At 71.3% G+C, this 20,153-nt stretch carries 15 protein-coding genes; 6 read left to right on the plus strand and 9 right to left on the minus strand.

The window, feature by feature from the left end; translation table 11 throughout:
* Window positions 1-105 precede the first annotated feature (105 nt).
* The 3 genes from ACZOOI_RS25220 to ACZOOI_RS25230 form a co-directional block, all read right to left on the minus strand.
* A complete protein-coding gene (locus tag ACZOOI_RS25220; protein ID WP_465277966.1) occupies window positions 106-1,260 on the minus strand; it encodes a hypothetical protein in 1,155 nt (384 codons plus the stop codon).
* The gene (locus tag ACZOOI_RS25225) at window positions 1,257-1,784 is read right to left on the minus strand and encodes a sigma-70 family RNA polymerase sigma factor (protein WP_465277967.1); all 528 of its coding nucleotides are present in this window, start codon (window positions 1,782-1,784) and stop codon (window positions 1,257-1,259) included. The genes ACZOOI_RS25220 and ACZOOI_RS25225 overlap by 4 nt, the downstream gene beginning before the upstream one ends.
* 197 nt (window positions 1,785-1,981) lie before the next feature.
* Window positions 1,982-2,395 (minus strand): winged helix-turn-helix transcriptional regulator, encoded by a 414-nt coding sequence (locus ACZOOI_RS25230; RefSeq protein WP_465277968.1) that lies wholly within the window; start codon window positions 2,393-2,395, stop codon window positions 1,982-1,984.
* Window positions 2,396-2,518: 123 nt separating this feature from the next.
* Between ACZOOI_RS25230 and ACZOOI_RS25235 the strand changes: the two genes are divergently transcribed.
* Window positions 2,519-3,448, plus strand: a complete 930-nt coding sequence (locus ACZOOI_RS25235; RefSeq protein WP_465277969.1) for an NADP-dependent oxidoreductase — start codon at window positions 2,519-2,521, stop codon at window positions 3,446-3,448.
* Window positions 3,449-3,684: 236 nt separating this feature from the next.
* On the opposite strand, the gene ACZOOI_RS25240 is transcribed toward ACZOOI_RS25235, so the two are convergent.
* A complete protein-coding gene (locus ACZOOI_RS25240) occupies window positions 3,685-4,503 on the minus strand; it encodes a DUF2127 domain-containing protein (RefSeq protein ID WP_465277970.1) in 819 nt (272 codons plus the stop codon).
* A gap of 168 nt (window positions 4,504-4,671) precedes the next feature.
* Complete coding sequence (locus ACZOOI_RS25245; protein WP_465277971.1) at window positions 4,672-5,289, minus strand: TetR/AcrR family transcriptional regulator; 618 nt, start codon at window positions 5,287-5,289, stop codon at window positions 4,672-4,674.
* A 188-nt stretch (window positions 5,290-5,477) separates the two neighbouring features.
* Between ACZOOI_RS25245 and ACZOOI_RS25250 the strand changes: the two genes are divergently transcribed.
* Together ACZOOI_RS25250 and ACZOOI_RS25255 are read left to right on the plus strand one after the other, a co-directional pair.
* Window positions 5,478-6,656, plus strand: a complete 1,179-nt coding sequence (locus ACZOOI_RS25250) for a thiolase family protein (RefSeq protein WP_465277972.1) — start codon at window positions 5,478-5,480, stop codon at window positions 6,654-6,656.
* A gap of 115 nt (window positions 6,657-6,771) precedes the next feature.
* Window positions 6,772-7,533 (plus strand): 3-hydroxyacyl-CoA dehydrogenase, encoded by a 762-nt coding sequence (locus ACZOOI_RS25255; RefSeq protein ID WP_465277973.1) that lies wholly within the window; start codon window positions 6,772-6,774, stop codon window positions 7,531-7,533.
* Between the two features lie 473 nt (window positions 7,534-8,006).
* Here ACZOOI_RS25255 and ACZOOI_RS25260 read toward each other — a convergent pair whose 3' ends face one another.
* Window positions 8,007-8,654: a TetR/AcrR family transcriptional regulator gene (locus ACZOOI_RS25260; RefSeq protein WP_465277974.1), complete on the minus strand. Its 648-nt coding sequence runs from the start codon at window positions 8,652-8,654 to the stop codon at window positions 8,007-8,009.
* 205 nt (window positions 8,655-8,859) lie between these two features.
* Window positions 8,860-10,854 carry a hypothetical protein gene (locus ACZOOI_RS25265; protein ID WP_465277975.1) on the minus strand — a complete coding sequence of 665 codons (1,995 nt, stop codon included), beginning with the start codon at window positions 10,852-10,854 and terminating at the stop codon, window positions 8,860-8,862.
* A gap of 470 nt (window positions 10,855-11,324) precedes the next feature.
* Here ACZOOI_RS25265 and ACZOOI_RS25270 point away from each other — a divergent pair, with 470 nt between their 5' ends.
* Window positions 11,325-12,269 carry a GntR family transcriptional regulator gene (locus tag ACZOOI_RS25270; protein ID WP_465277976.1) on the plus strand — a complete coding sequence of 315 codons (945 nt, stop codon included), beginning with the start codon at window positions 11,325-11,327 and terminating at the stop codon, window positions 12,267-12,269.
* 393 nt (window positions 12,270-12,662) lie between these two features.
* Here the strand turns inward: ACZOOI_RS25270 and ACZOOI_RS25275 are convergent, their stop codons facing one another.
* Both ACZOOI_RS25275 and ACZOOI_RS25280 read right to left on the minus strand, forming a co-directional pair.
* A complete protein-coding gene (locus ACZOOI_RS25275; protein WP_465277977.1) occupies window positions 12,663-13,397 on the minus strand; it encodes a GntR family transcriptional regulator in 735 nt (244 codons plus the stop codon).
* 106 nt (window positions 13,398-13,503) lie between these two features.
* The gene (locus tag ACZOOI_RS25280; RefSeq protein ID WP_465277978.1) at window positions 13,504-15,036 is read right to left on the minus strand and encodes an ArnT family glycosyltransferase; all 1,533 of its coding nucleotides are present in this window, start codon (window positions 15,034-15,036) and stop codon (window positions 13,504-13,506) included.
* A gap of 362 nt (window positions 15,037-15,398) precedes the next feature.
* Between ACZOOI_RS25280 and ACZOOI_RS25285 the strand changes: the two genes are divergently transcribed.
* Window positions 15,399-15,878 carry a peroxiredoxin gene (locus ACZOOI_RS25285; RefSeq protein WP_465277979.1) on the plus strand — a complete coding sequence of 160 codons (480 nt, stop codon included), beginning with the start codon at window positions 15,399-15,401 and terminating at the stop codon, window positions 15,876-15,878.
* Window positions 15,879-15,965: 87 nt separating this feature from the next.
* The gene (locus ACZOOI_RS25290) at window positions 15,966-20,147 is read left to right on the plus strand and encodes an AAA domain-containing protein (protein WP_465277980.1); all 4,182 of its coding nucleotides are present in this window, start codon (window positions 15,966-15,968) and stop codon (window positions 20,145-20,147) included.
* Window positions 20,148-20,153: the final 6 nt, after the last annotated feature.

The raw sequence follows: 20,153 nt of genomic DNA on the forward strand, positions 1-20,153 counted from the left end.
TCGGTCCGGCGGATCTCGGCGGCGCGGCCCCACCGGGATCCGCCGGAGAGGACCCGAACGCCGGACGGGCCGATCAACGGCCCGTCCGGCGTGGGGGAAGCGGGGTCACACGTCGACGGAGACGCCGCTCGGCTTGTCGGTGTCGGCGGGCTCGTCGAAGTCGTCGTGCGGGGCCGGCGGGGTCGGCTCGGCCGGGGTCGCGCCCGGGGTCGAACCCGATGCCGGACCCGATGCCGGGGCCGAGGCGGGGGTTGCTGCGCCCGGGGCCGGATCCAGGTCCGGGTCGGCCGCGATCGGGGCCGGGTGCGCGGCGTCCTCCGTGGACCACGGCGGCAGTTGCCACACCGTCGCGGCGATCGCGCGCGGCAGCGGACGGGCGTCCACCCGCAGCGGGGTGCCGTGGACGAGCAGGGCGCCGGTCGGGGACACCGCCAACAGCCGGGCGTGGCCGCGTGGCGTACCCAGGGTCAGCACCGACACCGGTGAGGCGGCGGGCACATCGGGGGTTTCCGCACACACCACGACCTGCGGGTAGCGGCGGCTCGACGCGGCGGTGGTCGCCAGGGCGAACGCCTCGGCGGTGCTCGGCCCGGCATGGCGCGGGTGGATGCCGTCCGCGACGGTGACCGCACCCGCCGGCAGCCGCGCGTCGAGCTGCGCCGCCAGGGCCTGTACGGTGGCCCGCGCGCCGCGCCGCTCGCCGGACACCGCGAGCACGCGGGGGCCGGTCAACAGGTCGAGGAAGACCACCGCGTCCTCCCGGGTACCGATCGCGACCAGCAATGGGGCCGGGCCGGTGCCCACTTCCAGGTCGGTGCGCGCGATCCACCACAGCCGGGGGTCGAGTTCGTCGACCGCCCACGGCTCGGCGGGCTCGGGCAGGTCCGGACCGCAGGTGACCAACACGCCCACCACGTCGCGCTCCACCAGCGCCGCGTACGGACGAGCACCGGCCGCCATGCCGGCCGCGAGCCGCAGCGCGTGCTCGGCGTCGGCCCAGGTGTCCGGCCCGCGCAGCGCCCGTACCAAGAGTCGGCGCCGCCGCCGATACCGGCCGAATGCGGTGACCGGCTCGGCGAACGCGGCCACCGTGAGCGCCAGTTCCCGGCGCAGCCGGCGGCGGACGAAGCGCCATCCGCCGCGCCGCATGGCGGCCCAGTGCGCGAGGGCGAAGACGAGGACGACGATCCCCGCGTAGCCGAGCAGGGTGGTCAGGTCGTGTCCGGCGACCTGCATGGCGAGGTCCTCGGAGCCTGTCATCCGCTCTCCTCGATCGCGGCCGGCTCCCGACGGATGGCCGCGATCCCGTGGTAGGTACGAGACTTGACCGTCCCGCGCGGTATCCCCAGGGCGCGGGCGACGTCCGCGCCGCTGCGATCGAGCAGGTGCACCTGGGCGAGCGCCTCGCGGTGCGGCGCGGCCAGTGCGCGCAACGCCCGCACGAGCACGCAGCGATCCACGACCGTCGCGGCCGGATCGGGCACCGTCGGCAACCCGGTGAACTCGCTCGGATCGATGCCCACCGGTAGTGATCGGTTGCGCCGCCGGGCGTCCACGGCCAGGTTGCGGGCGACCCGGAACAGCCACATCCGGATCGGTCGGCCGTCCCAGTCCAGCCGGTCCGCGGCCTCCCACGCTCGTAACAACGTTTCCTGGACCACGTCTTCGACGGTGTGCAGGTCGGCGCCCAGGATTCCGCTCACATACCTGCGCAACGGCGCGCTCTCCGCCATCAGCAGTTCGATCCGCCGTTCGCGCTCGTGGGTCTCACGGCCAGGCGACACGACTGGGCTCCTCGGAAGTTCGGCCGACGTCCGTTCCGCCGGTCAAGATCACGATATGGAGCCGGAAACACCCTCGGCGGGCCGGAAAATGAACAGTCGGCGATCTTCTGGCGGACCTTCGGTGACCCGAGGTCGTGCGGCCCGAACGTACCTGCACGGGCGGTCGATTCCGCGGCCCGGTGCGTGGGCCGGGCCGGTCAGCCGATCGCCGGCGGCTGCTGCGCGTCGTAGCGCTCGCGGGCCCGGTCCACCTCGGGGATGTGCTGCTCGGCCCAGGACTTGATGGCCCGCATCAGCGGCAGCAGACTCTCGCCCAGCGGGGTCAGCGCGTAGTCGACCCGGACCGGGACGGACGGCGTGACGGTGCGGGTGACCAGGCCGTCGCGTTCGAGGTTGCGCAGGGTCTGGGTGAGCATCTTCTGGCTGACCCCGGCCACTCGGCGGGACAGGTCGCTGTAGCGCTGCGGGCCGTCGGCCAGCGCGTTGACGAGCAGGCTCACCCATTTGTCGCTGATCCCGTCCAGGAGCCGCCGGGCCGGGCATTCGGCCATGTACGCGTCGAACGCGGAGCGGGCCTGGGCGCGACGTTCGGCCGCGGTACGGGTCGGCATGGCTCTCCTTCGGGTGGGATACGCACTCTCGGGTACGTGCTTACCAAGGGAGAGTAACTCTTCGTAGGTTGGCGGTCGAGGGGCCGGACGGACCGGCCCGACGCAGAGCGTGGGAGTGGTGTCATGCGTGCGGTGATCGCCCGAGCCGGATCGCCCGTGGTCGAGGTCGTGGACGCGCCCGACAGCGAACCGGGGCCGGGGCAGGTGCGGATCCGGGTCGCGGCGGCGGCGGTGAATCCGGTGGATTCGATGGTGTTGGAGGGCGCGCCGGTGCGATTCGGCCTGGTGTCCGCGCGCGAGGTGTTCGGCCTGGGCTGGGACGTCGCCGGCGAGGTGGCAGGCGTCGGCGCGGGAGTCACCGGGTTCGCGGTCGGCGACGCGGTGCTCGGGTTGCGTGATCGGCTGGATGTACGGACGGGTGCGCAGGCCGAGTTCGTGGTGCTGGACGCGGACGCGGTCGGGCCGCTGCCGACCGGCCTGGATGCCGTCGCGGCGGCGACGATCCCGTTGAACGGGCTGACCGCGTGGCAGGGACTGGAACTGCTCGACCTGACAGCCGGGGACACCCTGGTCGTGACCGGGGCGGCGGGCGCGGTGGGCGGGTTCACGGTCGAACTCGCGGCGGCGCGCGGGGTGCGCGTGGCGGCGGTCGCGGGCGCCGCGGACGAGGACTTCCTCCGCGGGGTCGGGGCCGAGTGGTTCGTGGCCCGCGGCCCGGAACTGGCCGACCGGATCCGGGCGATCCTGCCGGGCGGCGCGGACGCGGCGCTGGACGCGGCGATGCTCGGGCCGGACGCGCTGGACGCGGTGCGCGGGGGCGGGGCGTTCGTGGCGCTCAACGCGGGCGCTGCGCCGCCGGCCCTGCGCGGGACGCGGGTGCACCACGTCTGGGTGCGTGCGGACGGTGCGCGGGCAGCCGAACTCGCGGCGCTGGCCGACAAGGGCGGGCTGACCCTGCGGGTGGCCGGGGCGGTCCCGCTCGCGGACGCGGCCGAGGCATACGCCCGGCGGGCGAAGGGCGGGCTGCGGGGGCGGTGGGTGCTGGTGCCGTGAGGGGGCGGGGGCCGAGTCGAACCAGGGGCCGGCGCCCGGGGCTTCGGGGGTCGGTCCGCGAGCTCGGTCCGTGCGGGTCGGGTCCGGGGCTCGGGTCCGCGTGGGTTGGGTCCGGGGTCGGGTCCGTGAGGGTGGGATCCATGGGCCTCGGGACCGCAGGGCCGGCTTCGCGTGCGTCGAGTCCAGGGCGGGTCCGCGCGGGCCGGGGCCGTGTGGGTTCGGCCCGCGTGGGTCGGTCAGGGGGTGCGGGCGTGCGGCGTTTTGGGCGTGTGTACGTGCTCCTCCCACGGCTGCCGCGGCGGCCCGGGGTGGATCGCCTCGTCGATTTCCAGCAGGGATTCGCTGTGCCGTTCGCGCTCGAACGCCTCGGCGCCGCCGCGGACCCCGAACAGCCGCTTCGCGACGATGATGTAGACGACCGCGAGGATGTTCAGGGCGAGCGTGGCCACCTTGAACGCGCTCACGTGCTCGCGCATCTCGTAGCCCTCCAGCGGCAGGAACGCCGCAGTGGCGACCACCGTGAGGTATTCCGCCCAGCGCTTCAGCAGCCACAGGCCGACCGCCTCGACGATCTCGATCACCGCGTAGACGACCATCGCGACGGCGACCCAGACCAGCGTCGAGTGCTTGTAGTCGAAGGTCTTGCGGATCGAGTCGACGATCGGCGAGTGGTCCAGGTCGTAATGGAAGTGCTCGGCCACCGGCCGGAACGCGGTCAGGTCATCCTCGAACAACCTGCGCACCGAGTCCTGCGAATTGCTGAAGCGCCAGACCGCGTAGGCCGCGAGCAGGATCAGTACGCCGCGCGCGGCCCGCTCGACGGCCAAGAAGCGCAGGATCAGCACGTCGCGCAGGGCCCGCCCGCGCATCACCGTCGGCGCGTCGCCGGCCGGGCCGCGGCCCTTGACCTCGCCGAGCACGTAGTCCCCGCAGCGCAGGCAGCGCCACGCCTCGCCGACCGGCGTGCTCGCGTGCAGTCGGTCGCGCAACGCCGGTTCGTCGGGAGCGTACGTCTCGTGTCCGCGCCGGGCGCAGGTCCGTCGATTCCAGTCCACGCGGTGAAGTTACGGCCCGTGGATCCCGTTCCGTCCGGGATTTGGCCGGGTGCGGATCAAGGATTGGTCATCGAAGCGTGAAATGAGGCCCCTGGCCCGCCCGGGCCCGATCACGCCGGATCGGCCCGGCTGAGCGCGGCTGAGCCCGGCTGAGCCTGAACGAGCGGGTCACGCCGGGGTACGGCCGGTCAGCACGGTGTCCAGGTGCGCCGCCCACTGTCGGACGATCGCCCGTCGGCACGCCTCGTCCTCGGTGAGCAGTTCCCTGATGCCCAGCCCACGGGCCAGGCTCAGGGTGCCCTCGACGGCGGCCGGCACCCCGGGGCGGGACACGTCGGCGTCGAGCAGATCGACCGCCATGTCGTACATCGCGGCGCACAGTCGCCGATCCAGCGGCACCACCCTGGCCCGCAGCATGTCGTCCTCCACCGCGGCCACCCACAGGTTGAGCGCGGCCCGGTAGAGCGTGCCCCGGAACATCGACACGAGCGCGTCGACCACCGCCTCGGTGTGTGCGCGGCCGGGCGGGATCCTCGCTCCGTCCAGACGTATCCGGGCGAACAGGTCGCCGGCCATGTGATCGATCGCGGCGGTGAACAGGTCCTCGCGGGTGGGGAAGTGGTGCTGCACCGCGCCCCGGGAGACGCTCGCCCGCTCGGCGACCACGGTCACGGTGCCGCCGAGCCAGCCGACCTCGGCCAGCACCTCGACGGCGGTGTCCAGGAGTTTTACTCGGGTGACGCGACTGCGGTGCTGGCGTGGTTCGCGTACGGGTGCGCTGGTCACGGAGTTCAGCCTAGGGCCTGTCCTCGGTCCCACGTCGCGGTGCTCGGCGTGCGATCGAAGCCGGGCCCGGTGTCGGGACCGGCAACGTTCGGTGGTGCTCGGGTCGATGCTTGACAGGGGTTGCGCCGGAGGGTCGAATGTCTTTAGCGAACGTTCAGTAACCTTGCGGATCCGAGGAGACGAAACCCATGACCACAGCCGTCATCGTCGACGCGGTGCGGACCGCCTCCGGCAAGGGCAAGCCCGGTGGCGCGCTGTCCGGCGCCCATCCGGTCGACCTGCTCGCCCACACGCTGCGTGCCCTGGTCGAACGCAACGGTCTCGACCCGGCTCTGGTCGAGGACGTGATCGCGGGGTGCGTCTCCCAGGCCGGCGACCAGTCGCTGAACATCGCGCGCAACGCGGTGCTTGCCGCCGGATACCCGGAGAGCGTGCCGGCGACGACCGTGGACCGGCAGTGCGGATCCAGTCAGCAGGCCGCGCACTTCGCCGCGCAGGGCGTGATCGCCGGCGCGTACGACATCGTGATCGCGGGCGGCGTCGAGTCGATGAGCCGGGTGCCGATGGGCTTCGCCGCGCGCGGGGGCGACCCGTTCGGCGAACTGCTCGGCAAGCGCTACCCCGAGGGACTGATCCCACAGGGCTACTCGGCCGAGTTGATCGCGGCCCGCTGGAACCTGGACCGGGCGGCGCTCGACCGGTTCTCCGCCCGTTCGCACCGGCTCGCCGCACAGGCCGCCGCCGAGGGCGCGTTCGATCGGGAGATCGTGCCGATCACGCTCGCCGGCGGCGAGCACCGGGTGGACGAGACGGTGCGGCCCGCCACGACCGAGGAGGGTTTGGCCGGTCTCAAGCCCGCGTTCGTGGACGAGGGCATGGGTGCCCGCTTCCCGGAGATCGACTGGCGGATCACCCCGGGCAACTCGTCGCCGCTGACCGACGGCGCCTCCGCCGCGCTGATCATGAGCGAGGAGCGCGCGACCGCGCTCGGGCTGACCCCGCGTGCCCGCTTCCACGCGTTCGCGGTGACCGGCGACGACCCGCTGCTGATGCTCACCGGGATCATCCCGGCCACCCGCAAGGTGCTCGAACGGGCCGGCCTGGGCATCGACGACATCGACGCGTTCGAGGTCAACGAGGCGTTCGCGCCGGTGCCGTTGGCGTGGGCGGCGGAGGTGGGCGCCGACTTGGAGAAGGTGAACCGGCGCGGCGGTGCGATCGCGATCGGGCACCCGCTCGGCGCGTCCGGCGGGCGGCTGCTGAGCACGCTGCTGGGGGTGCTGGAGTCCACGGGTGGCCGGTACGGCCTCCAGACGATGTGCGAGGGCGGCGGGATGGCCAACGCGATGATCATCGAACGCCTCTGAGGGTTGTGCACCCGCCCACCCTGTTTTCTGCCGATTCGGATTCACGGATTCACCCTGTTTCCGGCCCGGCGCTCCGAATTGCCCGCCTCGCTTTGATCGTTACGGAGACACATAGATGCGCATCGAAGGCACCACCGCCCTGATCACCGGCGGCGCCTCGGGCCTGGGCCTGGCCACCGCCGAACTGCTCGTCGACAAGGGCGCGTCGGTCGTGCTCTTCGACCTGCCCTCGTCACAGGGCAAGGAGGTGGCCGAACGGCTCGGTGAGCGGGCCGTGTTCGTGCCCGGCGACGTCACGCGGGAGGACGAGGTACGTGCGGCGGTGGACGCGGCGGACGCGGACGGCACGTTGGCGATCACGGTCAACTGCGCGGGCGTGGCCAACGCGGCCCGTACGGTGGGGCGGCAGGGCGCCTTCCCGCTGGACCTGTTCGCGCGTGTGGTCAGCGTCAACCTGATCGGCACGTTCAACGTGCTGCGGCTGGCGGCGGAGCGCATGGTCGGGCACGAGCCGGTGGACGGCGAGCGCGGGGTGATCGTCAACACCGCGTCGGTGGCGGCCTTCGACGGACAGATCGGCCAGGCCGCGTACAGCGCGTCCAAGGGCGGCATCGCGGCGATGACGCTGCCGATCGCGCGGGACCTCGCCGGTCTGGCCGTGCGGGTGATGACGATCGCGCCCGGGTTGTTCGAGACGCCGCTGCTGGGGGCGCTGCCGGAGGCTGCGCGGGCGTCGCTCGGTGCGCAGGTGCCGCATCCGAGTCGGTTGGGGCGGCCGGCGGAGTATGCGGCGTTGGTCGCGCACATCGTGGAGAACCAGATGCTCAATGGTGAGGTGATTCGGCTCGACGGTGCGATCAGGATGGCGCCGAAGTAGGCGTTGGGCACTGGGCCTTTTGGCCTCAATCGCCGGCCGGGCTGGGGACCCGGCCTCCGGCCGACGGGGCCTCAGTCGCCGGCCGGGCTATTTGGCCTCAAACGCCGGCCGGGCTGGGTTCGCCTCAAGCGCCGGCGGGGCTGAGTGGCCTCAAGCGCCGGCCGGGCTGGATTTGGTTCGGCCGGCGTTGGGTGTTGGGTGGGCTGGGTTCGCCTCAAGTGCCGGCGGGGCTGAGTGGCCTCAAGCGCCGGCCGGGCTGGATTTGGTTCGGCCGGCGTTGGGTGTTGGGTGGGCTGGGTTCGCCTCAAGTGCCGGCGGGGCTGAGTGGCCTCAAGCGCCGGCCGGGCTGGATTTGGTTCGGCCGGCGTTGGGTGTTGGGTGGGCTGGGTTCGCCTCAAGTGCCGGCGGGGCTGAGTGGCCTCAAGCGCCGGCCGGGCTGGAATTGGTCCGGCCGGGTTGGGTGTTGAGTTGTCTCACGGGCTGGGGTGGGTGGGTTTGTGGCCGACTGTGGCCAGGGAGATGGTTACGTAGCGGTTGGCGATTTGTTGGGGGGTCAGGGGGCCCGTGGGGCGGTACCAGTTGGCCACTGCCTGGCAGCACGTGATGACGGCGCGGCCGGCGTCCACCGGGTACGGGGTGGTGAACTCGCCCAGGGCCACGCCGTCTCGTACCGCGTCGTGCATCAGGGCTTCGAGTTCGTCGCGCATGGCGATGTAGCGGGCCCGGTTGTCGGGTTCGAGGCTGCGCATCTCGCTGTCCAGGAAGGCCAGCGGCGCGCGGTTCGCCATGTACAGCACGATGCACTCGACCAGTGCGGCGAATCGCGCGGTGGGCGCGTCGTCGGCCTCGGCGAGGGCGCCTCGGCAGCGACCGAGTGCCGCGTTCATCGAGCCGATCAGCAACTCGACCAGCAGCGCCTGCTTGTTCTGGTAGTGGTAGTACAGCGCCGGCACCGTCACGCCCACCCGGCGGGCGATGTCGCGCACCGTCGTGCCGTGATAGCCGTGCTCGTCGAACGCGGCGAGCGAGGCGGCCAGGATCGGTGGCAAAAGCAGCGGCTCGTACGCGCGCCAGTCGGTGTGGCCGTCGGCGCGCAGATCCGCCGCGAGTGGCTCCGCCATGGGTCCGGCTCCTGATTCCGCACACGGGCTCCGGCCGCTCCGGGGCACATCGTCTTGGGTGTGGCTATTTCGGGTGTCGCCGTTTTTGGGTGTCGACAGTCTAACGATCGCTCGCTCGGTACCCGAGCGCGGCCGGTGCCCGGGTTGCGGCGAATTCGAGCCGGCCCCGAACCCGGCCGCGCGGCGCCGTACTTCGTGCCGCCGCTCAGCCGCCGATCTGCTGCAGGGTCTTGACGAGTTCGGCGAAGCCGATGCCGACCTCGTCCAGAACCCGCAGCAGGGCCGGCGGCGGGTCGCCGATCTGCCGGTTGAGCGGACCGACCCGGCCCGGAACGCTCGCCAAGTCGCCGCCGCGGAAGCGCGACTCGGGGTCGGCCGGGGGACGTATCTGGTAGCTGCGCCAGTTCCGGGCGGGCCAGTTCAGCAGCGTCAGGTCGGGCGCGTGCCAGGCCATGAAGGCCCAGCGGCGCTCGTTGCCGGCCTGGATCAGCACCGGCTCGCCGTACTGCGCCAGCCGGGTCGCGGCCACCGCCGCGATCGGGACCGGGTTGCCGAACGAGCCGGTGATCCGCCAGATCCCGTCCTCGATGCCGGCGACCCAGCCGTGTGCGGCGAACTCCTCGATGGCCTCGGCGTACGGGCCGTCCTCGGCGGGGGCGCTCGGGACCGGCTCCGGGTCGACGTGGGACGGCACGTACAGCGGCGCAGGCGTCGGGGTCGGCGCAGGCGGCGCGGCGGGGGTGAGGGTCGGTGCCGGCGGGCGCGGCGCCGGTGTCGGTGCGGCCGCCGGTGCGGACGCGGCCTGGACCGGCCGCGGCGCGACCACGGGCGCCGGTGCCGCGGGCCGCGGGGTGGACATGGGTTCCGGGCGGGCGGCGAGCCGCGTGTCGCTCGGTCGCGCGGCGGCGGCCGGGCTGTACGCGAAGACCGCGGCGGAGTGGACCACGCTGCCGTCGGCCCGGGCGACGCTGCCGCGCACGGCCGGCCCCAGGCCCGCTGCGGGCGGGAAGTCGGCGCTCGACGCGCCGCTCGGGATGATGCCCAACTCCCGCCAGGAGCCCGGCGAACCGTCGGCGGAGGTGCTCACCGTGACCGGCTCGCGGGCGGCCCCGGCCAGCACCACGTGCAGCCCCGCACCGTCCGCCCGCGCGCCGAGCAGTACGAGTTCGGCGCCGGCCGCGACGCCGCGCAGCGCGTCCAGGTCGGCGAGCGAGGTGGGCCGGCCGTCGCCGAGCGGCAAAACCGGACCGCCGGCGGTGCGCACGGCGAGGTCGAGACCGCCGCCGGCCGCCGCGGTGCCGGCGAACCCGGCCCGGGTCAGGTCGGCGTTGCCGGTCAGCGCGAACCACCGGTCGCCGATCCGCCACTGCGCGAACCGGCCGTGTACCAGCCGCTGTTCGGGCAGTACGAGCACGTCGGCGGGACGACCGCCGAGCGCGGAGCGCAGCAACGCGCCGGTGTGGCCCGACCAGTTCTCGTGCACACCCAACAGCACCCGCGCGGGGGCCAGTCGCGCGATCAGCTCGCGCAGCGTGTCACCCGCCGGGTCCACGGCCGGCGCGTACACGTGCAGTTCCTCCACCGGGCCGGCCGGCACCTGGTCCAGCAGCGAGCGGTCCAGGTTGTCCAGCAGCCGCGCGTCGGGACCGGGCGTCTCGTCGGCCAGGATGTGCCGCTCGGTCAGCAGCACGGCGATCTCGCGCAGGTACTCGGCGGCCCACGGGGCCATGGCGACCCCGTCGAGTTCGGACAGCTTGTCCAGCCAGTCGGCCACGTCGGCCAGCAGCGCGTTGGACGCGTCGTCCTCGGTCTCCACCACCGTCCACAGCCGGTCGTCGCCCGCCCAGCCGGGCAGCGCCGCGGTGCCGCCGCCGACCGCGATTCGGCACGCGTGCTCGCCGAGCAGCACGACCAGCTTGGCGCGCAGACCACCGGAACACACGGTGGGCGCATAGAGGTAGTCACGGCCGGCGCCGCGTACCTCGCGTGGGTGGTGCGCCTCCTGTGCGGCGTCCCCGAAGATCGCGACGCGGGCGGAGAGGCCACGGGCGAGCGGGACCGCGACGCGCTCCAGAAAGGGCAGGTCGACGTTCAGGCCGAGAAACAGGGCCTCGTGCAGGGCGGCGCCGTCGGTGCGCTCGTGCCATTCCCGCAGGAGCGTGATGGGGGATGCGGATCGGGTGTGCTGCGACGCGGTCATATGTCGATGTCCAAGGTCGTTCGTCCCGAGGGGATGGCGTGCGGGTGCGGCTCGCGGATGCGGTCGGAGGAGCCCTCGACACGCTTCCGATGGTAGGCCCGGTCGCGAGTCGGAGGAGAAAGGCCGATCACCGCACGGGCGCGCCTCGGATCGGCGCCGGTCGGCGTGCGGGCCGCGCGGGTCATCCGAAACCACCTTCCTCGTCGCGAGGATCATCGCAGGAGTCGGCGGTGGCGATGGCAGAGGTCCCACGTCGTGGGCACCATCCGGGAGCGGAGCGCCCCCGCATCCATGTCGCCGACCCGGCTGCCTGAGATATTAGTCCCATGCGGCATGGGAGTGTCCGCCCGCGTCGGGGTCGATACGCCGGTCGCCGGGTTCCGTGAACCGGTCGCGGCACCGGCTTGCCGATCTTCGCCGATCCTCGTCGCCGACGCCGATCGCGGCCGGGATCCGAGGAGAATCCGGACATGACGCCGACCTCGACAGCGCGTACCAAGAGCCGGACCGCCCTCGCCCGGGAGACAATCCGCGGCCGCATCCTGCGCCTGGAGATGTTGCCCGGGACGGTGTTCAGCGAAGGGGATCTGGCGACCGCTCTGGACATGGGCAAGACGCCGGTGCGCGAGGCGCTCAACCTGCTCACCCACGAGAGCCTGGTCGCGGTCGCGCCGCATTCGGGCTACCTGGTCATGCCGGTCACCCTGCGCGACATCCGGGAATTGCTCGAACTGCGCCTGACGATCGAGACGTTGACGGCCCGACTGGCGGCCGGACGGCGCGATGCGGAGGGGCTGCGCGGGTTGGACGAGGCGGCGCGGGCGTGGCGGCGCACGGCGATGGGCGGGGCCTCGACGGCGGATCGGGTGTCCGGGCCGGGGCGCGGGTCGAGCGTCGGGGCGGGGCACGGGTCGAGTGTCGGGGCGGGTCTCGGGTCGAGCGTCGGGTCGGGTCTCGGGCCGGATGTCGGGCCGGATGTCGGGTCGACGCTCGGACCCGCCATGGGTGCCGGAGTGCGTGCGCGAGCCCGAGTCGCGTCCGTGCCGCTCGGGTGGCTCGGTTTCGGCGCCGCGCTCGCCGAGCGGGCCGGCAACGGGCGGGCCGCCGAGATCGAGGAGTACGTGCTGCGCCACCAGCTGCGCCACCTGTGCCTGGCCGTCGTACTCGGCGAGCCGACCTGGCCGACGCCCGACCACGGGCCGCTGAGCGCTGCACTGGCGGCGGGCGACCAGGAGGCCGCGGCCGCCGCCGTCGAGCACGGCATCCGGGCGCTGGGCACGGCCGTGTTCGGCGCGCTGGTGCCGCCGGTCGCCGCGCACCTGGGCCGCACGGTCGGCGCCGAATGCGCCCCCGAACTGCCGGCCGACCTGCTCGACCTGGACCTGGGCACACTGCTCCGCACGGGCGCGAGCTGAGCCGGCGCCCGGACGGGGGCGGGGGCCGAGCCGGTTCAGGGCCTGGGCGTCCCGACAGCGGCGCCGGCCGAATCCGGGCCCGGGCGCGGACTGGCCGTGCCCTGACGGCAGCGCCCGCCGAGTCCGTTCAGGGCTCGGGCGCGAGCCGAGCCCGCGTCTCGCCGCCGGGCGCTGGGCGAGTCCGGCCCCGGGCGCGGCCTGAGCCCGCGCCCGGACGGGGGCGCCGGCCGAGTCCGTTCAGGGCCCGAGCGCGGCCTGAGTCCGCCTCCCGCCGGCGGCGCCCGCCGAGTTCGTCAGGGCCCGGGCGCGGACTGAGCCCGCCCCCGGCGCCCGCCGAGTCCATTAAGGCCCCAGGCGCGAGCCGAGCCCGCGCCCGACACCGGCCGTGTTCGGTCAGGGCCCGGGCGTGGGTCCTGCGATGTTCACGTCCAGTAGGGCATCACTGGACAGGAGTGTGTCCAGCACCCGCTCGCGGCATCCGGTCAGCCGGGTGTGTACCGCGTGCCGGGCCGCGTTCGGGTCGCCCGCTGCGAGGGCGTCCAGCAGCGGCGCGTCGTCGCCCGCGAGCGAGCGCAGGTGCGGCCCGCCGGCGGCCACGCACAGTCGGAGCAGCCGGTGGTGGGCGTGCAGCGTTCCGCCCAGGGCGCGGCGCAGGTGCCGATTGCCCGCCAGCTCGCCGAGCAGCAGGTGCAGCCGGGTGTACCGGTCCAGCCACGCGTCCGGGCCCTCGACCGGTTGCGCGTCCCGCACCCATGCGCCCTCGCGGGCCACCAGTGCGACGACCTCGGCCGGCCGCCGGGCCACCGCGGCCGCCGCGTCCTGCTCCAGCACCCGATGCAGGTCGAACAGTTCGCGCGCGGAGCGCAGGGTGACCCGGGAGACCCGATAGCCACTGCGCGGAAGCACCTCGACGAAACCGTCCTCGGCGAGCAGGGCGAGCGCCTCGTGTACGGGCGTCTTGCTCATGCCCAGTTCGCCGGCCACCGCCTTCTCGGTGAATCGGGCGCCGGGCGCGAGTTCCAGGTGCAGAACCCGACGCCGGACCTCCCGGTACGCCGAGCCGGTCAGCGACCCGGGCCGACCCTCACCGCCGGTGCGGTAGTAGCCGGGCGGACTCGCATTCGCCATGACACTCCTCTCACTCTCACTGCTCACCGGCCGGTTGCATCCCGGCGCGCGTCGATTCGGTCCGGTGCGCGGGCCGACCCGGGTGCGGCGGGTCGACCCGGATCGGTCAGTAGAAGTGCCGCAGCTCGGGCCACAGACGCGACCAGGGCTTTGCCGTGCCCGCGCACAGTTCGACCACCGCGTGCTGTTCCTCGTTGTCGACGCCCTCACCGTTGTCCACCCGGGTGACCAGCCGGCAGTCGATGAAGTCCCGGTATCTGGAGGTCACTTCGCCTTCGCGTACGATCACGACCGGACCGTCGGCGCGATCCGGCGGCGGGCCCCAGTCGGCGAAGGACATGTGGCCCGAGTACGGCTTGGGCAGCCCGCGGGCGGGGCCGTACCGGTCGAGCGCGCCGGCCTCGCCGTAGTTGCCCGCGAACAGCACCGCCCGGTCGCGCTGTTCGGGCGGGATCTGCGCCCAGGCCACCGCCGCCGCGTCGGCCAGTTCGGGCCAGCCGATCTGCTCGCCCTGCTCCGGGTTGATCCCGTTCACCGCGTTCACCCGGTCGGCCGGCAGCAGCGGCAGCGAGATCACCGCGCTGGTGACCGTGGCGACCACGAGCATCGAGCCGACCGTCACCCGCCGGGCGGGTCGGGACGCCGCCCAGCGCACGGTCGGCTCGCAACCGGCCGCGACCAGCACCAGGAGCAGCGGCAGTGCGTAGTACGACTTGCCGCCCGAGCCGATCACCAGGACGCACAGGACCAGGTATCCGGGCAGTATCGAGCGCGCCCAGCGCATCTCCGCCGAACGCCACAGCCGCACCCCGCCGGCCACCCAGATCGGCACGAACAGCGGTGACAGGTAGGCGATTTGCAAGGGGACGAACATGATCCGGTTCTCGGTGCCGTCGTCCGCACTGATCCCGCCGGCGACGGTGAACTGCGGCCAGCCGTGGCCGGCTTGCCAGATCAGGCCGGGCGCGCTGAGCAGGACCGCGATCGCGATGCCCGCACCGAGCAGGCGACTGCGCAGCACCTCGCGCGGGCCGACGGCGAGCAGACCGACGAGCAGGGCCACCACGAGAAAACCGACCAGGTACTTGTTCAGCATCGCGGCGCCGACGGCCGCTCCCACCGCGAGCCACCAACGCCCGTCGCCGGTGCGCAGCAGGCGCAGCAGGAACCACGCAACCATGAGCCACGCGAGGATGTCCAAGGTCGCGGTGGACCACAGGTGGCCGACGCCCAGCACGATCCCGGACGTGGCCGCACAGGCCGCGGCGAGCAACTGGCCCGCCCGGCCGGTACCGAACTCGCGTGCTATCAGCGCGACGACCAGGACCGTCGCCGCGCACGCGAGCGCGGCGAATATCCGCAGATCCTGCGGCTCGTCCCCGAACAACTCGCCGGACGCGCGGGCCAGCAGCGGCGTGAGCGGGGGCTGGTCCACGTAGCCCCACGCGAGGTGCCGACCGGCCACCACGAAGTACAACTCGTCGCGATGGAAGCCGTAGCGCGCGGACAACGCCGCCTGCACCGCGAAGACCGCGATCGTGATCAGCGCGATCGGCCGCTTCGCGAGCGGAGGCAGGGCGGGCGGTTCCGGTGCGGGCAGCAGTGGTTCGGTCGACGTGCGTTTCTCCACACGGCTCATTACGTCATGGTGCCGGATCCGGGGTCGGTACGGCAGAGACTCGCGTGCAGGTCCGGACAACGAGTCGGGATCGAATTCCGGAGTCTGCGACTTCGATTTCGGCGACCCCGGGATGTCCGTTTCCCGACGCGGTGACCGAATCGGCCGCGCACTGTCGATCGAGGGTGGCCGGTCGAACGCCGGACCACGCCGGAAAGGTCGGCCGCGCCGGACACCGCTTGTCCGGCCATAGCGGACGTGCCTTCGCCATAGGGGTAACGTCGCGGTGCGAAGCCCGGCCGCTCCGCACCGCCACCCATCCCGTATGCCGCATGTGGCATCCCGCATCCCGCATCCGGCATCCCGCCCGAGGAGACCACGACGTGTCCAAGACCCCCGAGATCGGCGCCCCGGCACCGGACTTCACCCTCGACGCGGTACACCTGAGCGACGGCGAGGTCCGCCGGGAATCGCTGACCCTGTCCGCGCAGCGCGGTCGTCCGCTCGTGCTGGCCTTCTACCCCGGCGACGACACGGCGGTGTGCACCAAGCAACTGTGCTCGTACTCCTCGGGCTTCGAACAGTTCACCGACCTCGACGCCACCGTCTGGGGAATCAGCCCGCAAGGCCTGGACAGCCACGAGAAGTTCGCCCGCAAGCACTCGCTCCGCATGCCACTGCTCGCCGACACCGACCACAAGGTGGTCGAGTCCTACGGCATCGGCCTGGGCAGCAACGCGCTGCGCCGCGCCATCTTCATCATCGACGCCGACGGCATCCTCCGCTGGAAGCACGTGGCCCTCGTCGGCCTTACCTACCGCGGCGTGGACACCCTGACGACCCAACTGAAACTGCTCCGCTGAGTCCCTCTACCGAAGCACTCCACATTCAAGCGGGGCTGCGCGAATGTCCGGGCGCGTTCGACGCGATGGCCCAATTTCATCCGAGGCATGCAAACCAGCCATTTTGTCGGTATGAGGTTGCATGCCTGGTATGCCTGCCGAATCCTGAAACGTTGCTGTCAGGCTCGGGGAGAGGGCGCGAGGCGGATGGATGTTTCGGGTGCTTCGGAGGCAGTGGCCGCTCAAGCGAGCACGTGGATCGACGACCTCAGGGGTATGGGGTGGGAGAACACGCTGCTGTACTACCGAGATACGCGCGCCACCCTGAACCTTGCCGACGCCGAGGCGCCCGAAATGTTGCGCCTTTGGACAGAGCCAGGCGCGCAGGTCGCCCTCAAGGCACTCATCCGCGGCCGAGACCGCCAAGCAAAGGCCGCGACCACGGCCCGATTCCTGGCGCGGGATGCTCGCGCTCTTCGGGACGAAGCCGGTCTCGACGCGCTGCGTTTGGCAGCGGGGCTGGTGTCGATCGAGGTCCAAGCGGACAGCCGTCGGGGCGCCGCCAGGCCGCTTCGCGCCCCTCTCGTGTTGCGTGGGGCCGAACTTACGCGTCGCCCTGGGAGTGCCGGGGACTATGTCCTGACCGCCGGCGACGAGACGGTCTTCAACCCGGTCCTGCCATACGCGCTGGATCGGCTCTTCGGGCTGGGGCGCGATCCCGACGAATGGCTCGAAGACATCGACACGCGGATGGACGCGTTCGATTCTCCGGATGACAAGCTGGACTTCGCCTACGAGGCCGTGTACCGCTTGTTGGCGCCGCTACAAGTCGGATCCGGTTTGGAACGAGCACTGTTCGCCGGATTGTTCAGCTATGAGAAGCTGCCGATGGTCCGGGATCTCGAGGCGGCTACCGCGTTGATGGCCCAACACGACATCGTCGCTGCGATGGCCGGGTACGAGCCTGCGTGGGACCGTCTTCGGCAACGGGCCATGAGTGGCGGCTCCGTACCCGGGGCCGACGACGTGAATCCTGTCAACGAGTATCTGGTCCATGACGCCGACGCGTCACAAACGCGTGCGATCCATCTGGTGCTGCGCGGTCATGACGTGGTCGTCGACGGCCCGCCCGGGACAGGCAAGAGCCAGACCATCGCCAATGTCATCGCGAGCTTGGCTGCGCGGCATCAACGAGTCTTGTTCGTCGCGGAGAAGAGTGTGGCAATCGAGGCCGTGACCGAGCGGCTGACCGAGATCGGGCTCGGGGATCTCGTCTTCGACCTGCACGGGCAAAGCTTCGAGCGCAAGCATTTCGCGCGCCGCCTTGCCAATGCCCTGGAGCGAGTCGGCAGCCGGCCTCCCGTGGATGCTGCCGAGCTGCATCGAACCTTGGCGAGGACCCGCCGGGAATCGGTCAATCATTGTGAATCATTGCATCGAACCTGGGAGTTCTGGGGTCTCAGCCCGTATGACGTGATGGGTGAACTGCTTGCCTTGCCCGGTACGGATGCGGACACCATTCGACTGCAACAGAGCGTGCTTCGTCGTGTACCTGGTGACCGCTTTGCGGAGATCTCGCACCGCCTTGCGCAGTTCGTGGCCCACGGGGGATTGCGTGTCATCCGTGGCGAGAGCCCGTGGGCACGCAGCACGGTGACAGACGTCGCCGAGGTCGACGCAGTGCTCGGTGATCTCGACATGGCACGGCGACTGCTGGCCACGACCAGGAGCCGCCTCGGCGAGACGGTGGCCGCAGCCGGGCTGCGGGAGCCGAGTCAACTCGTCCATTGGGAGGAGCTTTTCGATCTACTCCAAGGAATCGAGCGGACCCGCCAACGGTGGAGAGGCGAGGTCTTCCGGAGTCCGTTGAAGGTACTGCGATACGCGTGCGCCGATCGCCGCTGGCGCACACGACACCCGCAACCCGGCCGACCGGGTCCGTGGCGCCGTTGGAAGTTGCGAAATGAGGCGCGGGCCATGCACGCGGTCGGGGAGCGCAATCCACTTCGGTTGTTCGCGGAGTTGTCCGAGGCGATCGCTTGGGGACAGAAGTGGGCGGACTGGTCGGTCGATGGCCGACAACCGGGCGAGATGGCGGACTTGGACGAGCTACTCGCGGACTTCACCGCGCTCTACCGCCGGTTGGGCGCGATCGCGGCTTGGGCGTCGGTCGACCACGAGAGGGTCAGAACGAGTTCTCCGGACCTTCTCGACGATTGGCTCCACGAACTCGACGCGGATCGTGATCTGCTCGATGGTCTGCCGGTTCTCAAGGTGCTGGGTGCCGACCTGCGCGCATCCGGTCTCGGTTCCTTCCTTCGGCAACTGGCCGAGATGGACCGGGAGCGACCCCTGAGCGCCCGGGCGGCGGCCACGGTCCTGCGCAGAAGTTGGCTCACTGCCCTCTTGAGACACATGCGTGCGCAGGAACCCCAACTCGGCGAGTTCAGCGGCGAGGAGCATCGGCGTACGATCGACCAGTTCTGTCACGCGGACCGTGACCATCTACGTCGGAACGTCGCGCGAGTGCAAAGCGTAGTCGCGGAAAACCTCCAGAAGGTGATGGACGATCACCCTCGCCAGGCCCGCCTGGTGCGGGCTCAAGTGCAGGGGCGAAAGCGAGTGCCCGCGCCACGCGAACTGGTCGGCCAGGCATCGGATGTCCTGCTCGCACTGCACCCCTGCTGGGCGATGTCGCCCTTGATGGTGAGCCAGCTCTTGCCCGCCACGCGTCTTTTCGATGTGGTGATTTTCGACGAGGCCAGCCAGATCGAACCGCATCACGCGATCACCTCGATCATGCGCGGCCGGCAGCTCGTTGTCTCGGGTGACGAGCAACAGCTCCCGCCGACGGATTTCTTCCGCCGCGTCTTCGCCGGCGATGCCGACGAGGACGAGGAGTCGGAGAATCTTACGAACTACGAATCCCTATTGGGAGCAGTAAAGGCCCTGCTTCCGCGGCATGTGAACCAACGACTGCGGTGGCATTATCGCAGCAGGGACGAGCGATTGATCGCATTCTCCAACGTCGAGTTCTATCACGAGGATCTCGTGACATTCCCGGGGATTGTGGAACGTGACCCGCTCCGCCTGGAGGTAGTGGACGGTCGCGCCCGGCCGGGACAGAAGGGGTCCTCCCCCGAGGAGGTACAGCGGGTGGTGGATCTCGTTCTGGACCACGCACGCAGGGATCCAGACAAGTCCTTGTGCGTGATTACGATGGGAAGTCCACACGCCGTGCGGATCGAGACGGCGCTGGCACAGGCGCGCCAAGAGCATCCCGAGCTTGAGGCGTTCCTCGCCCGAGACGTTCCTGCTCGGCACGCATTCTTCGTTCGTCCTCTCGAACGAGTACAAGGGGATGAGCGGGATGCCGTCATTCTCAGCATCGGCTATGCCAAGCAGGCCAATGGCAGGCTGCACCTGACCTTCGGGCCACTGAATCGACGGGGTGGTGCACGCAGACTCAATGTCGCCATCACCCGGGCGCGGGAACGCGTTACGGTAGTCAGCTCGTTTTCCGCGGCTGAGCTTCCGGCACCGCGTCCTCAGGACGATCCCCATCTCGGCGTCCAGGTGCTGCGGCGATACCTGGAATATGCGGCCGCAGGAGGCGACGGCGTCATGTCGGGAGGACCCGTCGCCGGCCCCATGAACGACTTCGAGCGGTCCATCTTCGATGCGCTCGTCGCGGAGCGCATCCAGGTGGTCCCACAGTGGGGTGTGTCGGACTTCCGAATCGATTTCGCACTCTTTCATCCACACCTGCCCGGCCGGCCCGTTCTCGCGGTCGAGGCCGACGGCGCGAGCTACCACCGGACGCAGAGTGCTCGCGACCGTGACCGCCTGCGGCAACAGCATCTGGAATCGCTGGGATGGCGGTTTCATCGGATTTGGTCGACGGACTGGTTCCGGGACGCGGAAAAGGAACTGCACGCGGTTGTCACTGCTTGGAACGAGGCCGTCCGTGACTGCGATCGCGAGAGGGGAGGGGTCGCCATTTCGCGGGATGAGGCCCCCGGCACCGACCCTTCACTCGCGGAGCGCACCGTTGTTGCGCGCCCCCGCCCACCGTGGTTCGGAATCGACCGCCGCGCTTCGATCACCGACTATCAAGAGGCCGAACTCGTCGAGACGATGCGGTGGTTGATGTCCGACGGCCTGCCACACGATCGAGAGGCTCGGATCGACGAGGCGATGCGACTGCTCGGACTCAAGCGTCGCGGGCGTTTGATCGAAGACCGTCTCTCCCGTGCCTACGACCGTGCCCGAACAGCTCACGACTCCTAGGAGGAG

It is taken from the genome of Embleya sp. L77 (genome assembly GCF_055557415.1).

Excerpts from the sequence above, each read along its gene's own strand:
- ACZOOI_RS25220 (WP_465277966.1), bottom strand. The coding sequence starts at position 1,260 with ATGACAGGCTCCGAGGACCTCGCCATGCAGGTCGCCGGACACGACCTG.
- ACZOOI_RS25230 (WP_465277968.1), bottom strand. The coding sequence starts at position 2,395 with ATGCCGACCCGTACCGCGGCCGAACGTCGCGCCCAGGCCCGCTCCGCG.
- ACZOOI_RS25235 (WP_465277969.1), top strand. The coding sequence starts at position 2,519 with ATGCGTGCGGTGATCGCCCGAGCCGGATCGCCCGTGGTCGAGGTCGTG.
- ACZOOI_RS25250 (WP_465277972.1), top strand. The coding sequence starts at position 5,478 with ATGACCACAGCCGTCATCGTCGACGCGGTGCGGACCGCCTCCGGCAAG.
- ACZOOI_RS25255 (WP_465277973.1), top strand. The coding sequence starts at position 6,772 with ATGCGCATCGAAGGCACCACCGCCCTGATCACCGGCGGCGCCTCGGGC.
- ACZOOI_RS25260 (WP_465277974.1), bottom strand. The coding sequence starts at position 8,654 with ATGGCGGAGCCACTCGCGGCGGATCTGCGCGCCGACGGCCACACCGAC.
- ACZOOI_RS25265 (WP_465277975.1), bottom strand. The coding sequence starts at position 10,854 with ATGACCGCGTCGCAGCACACCCGATCCGCATCCCCCATCACGCTCCTG.
- ACZOOI_RS25270 (WP_465277976.1), top strand. The coding sequence starts at position 11,325 with ATGACGCCGACCTCGACAGCGCGTACCAAGAGCCGGACCGCCCTCGCC.
- ACZOOI_RS25275 (WP_465277977.1), bottom strand. The coding sequence starts at position 13,397 with ATGGCGAATGCGAGTCCGCCCGGCTACTACCGCACCGGCGGTGAGGGT.
- ACZOOI_RS25280 (WP_465277978.1), bottom strand. The coding sequence starts at position 15,036 with ATGAGCCGTGTGGAGAAACGCACGTCGACCGAACCACTGCTGCCCGCA.
- ACZOOI_RS25290 (WP_465277980.1), top strand. The coding sequence starts at position 15,966 with ATGCAAACCAGCCATTTTGTCGGTATGAGGTTGCATGCCTGGTATGCC.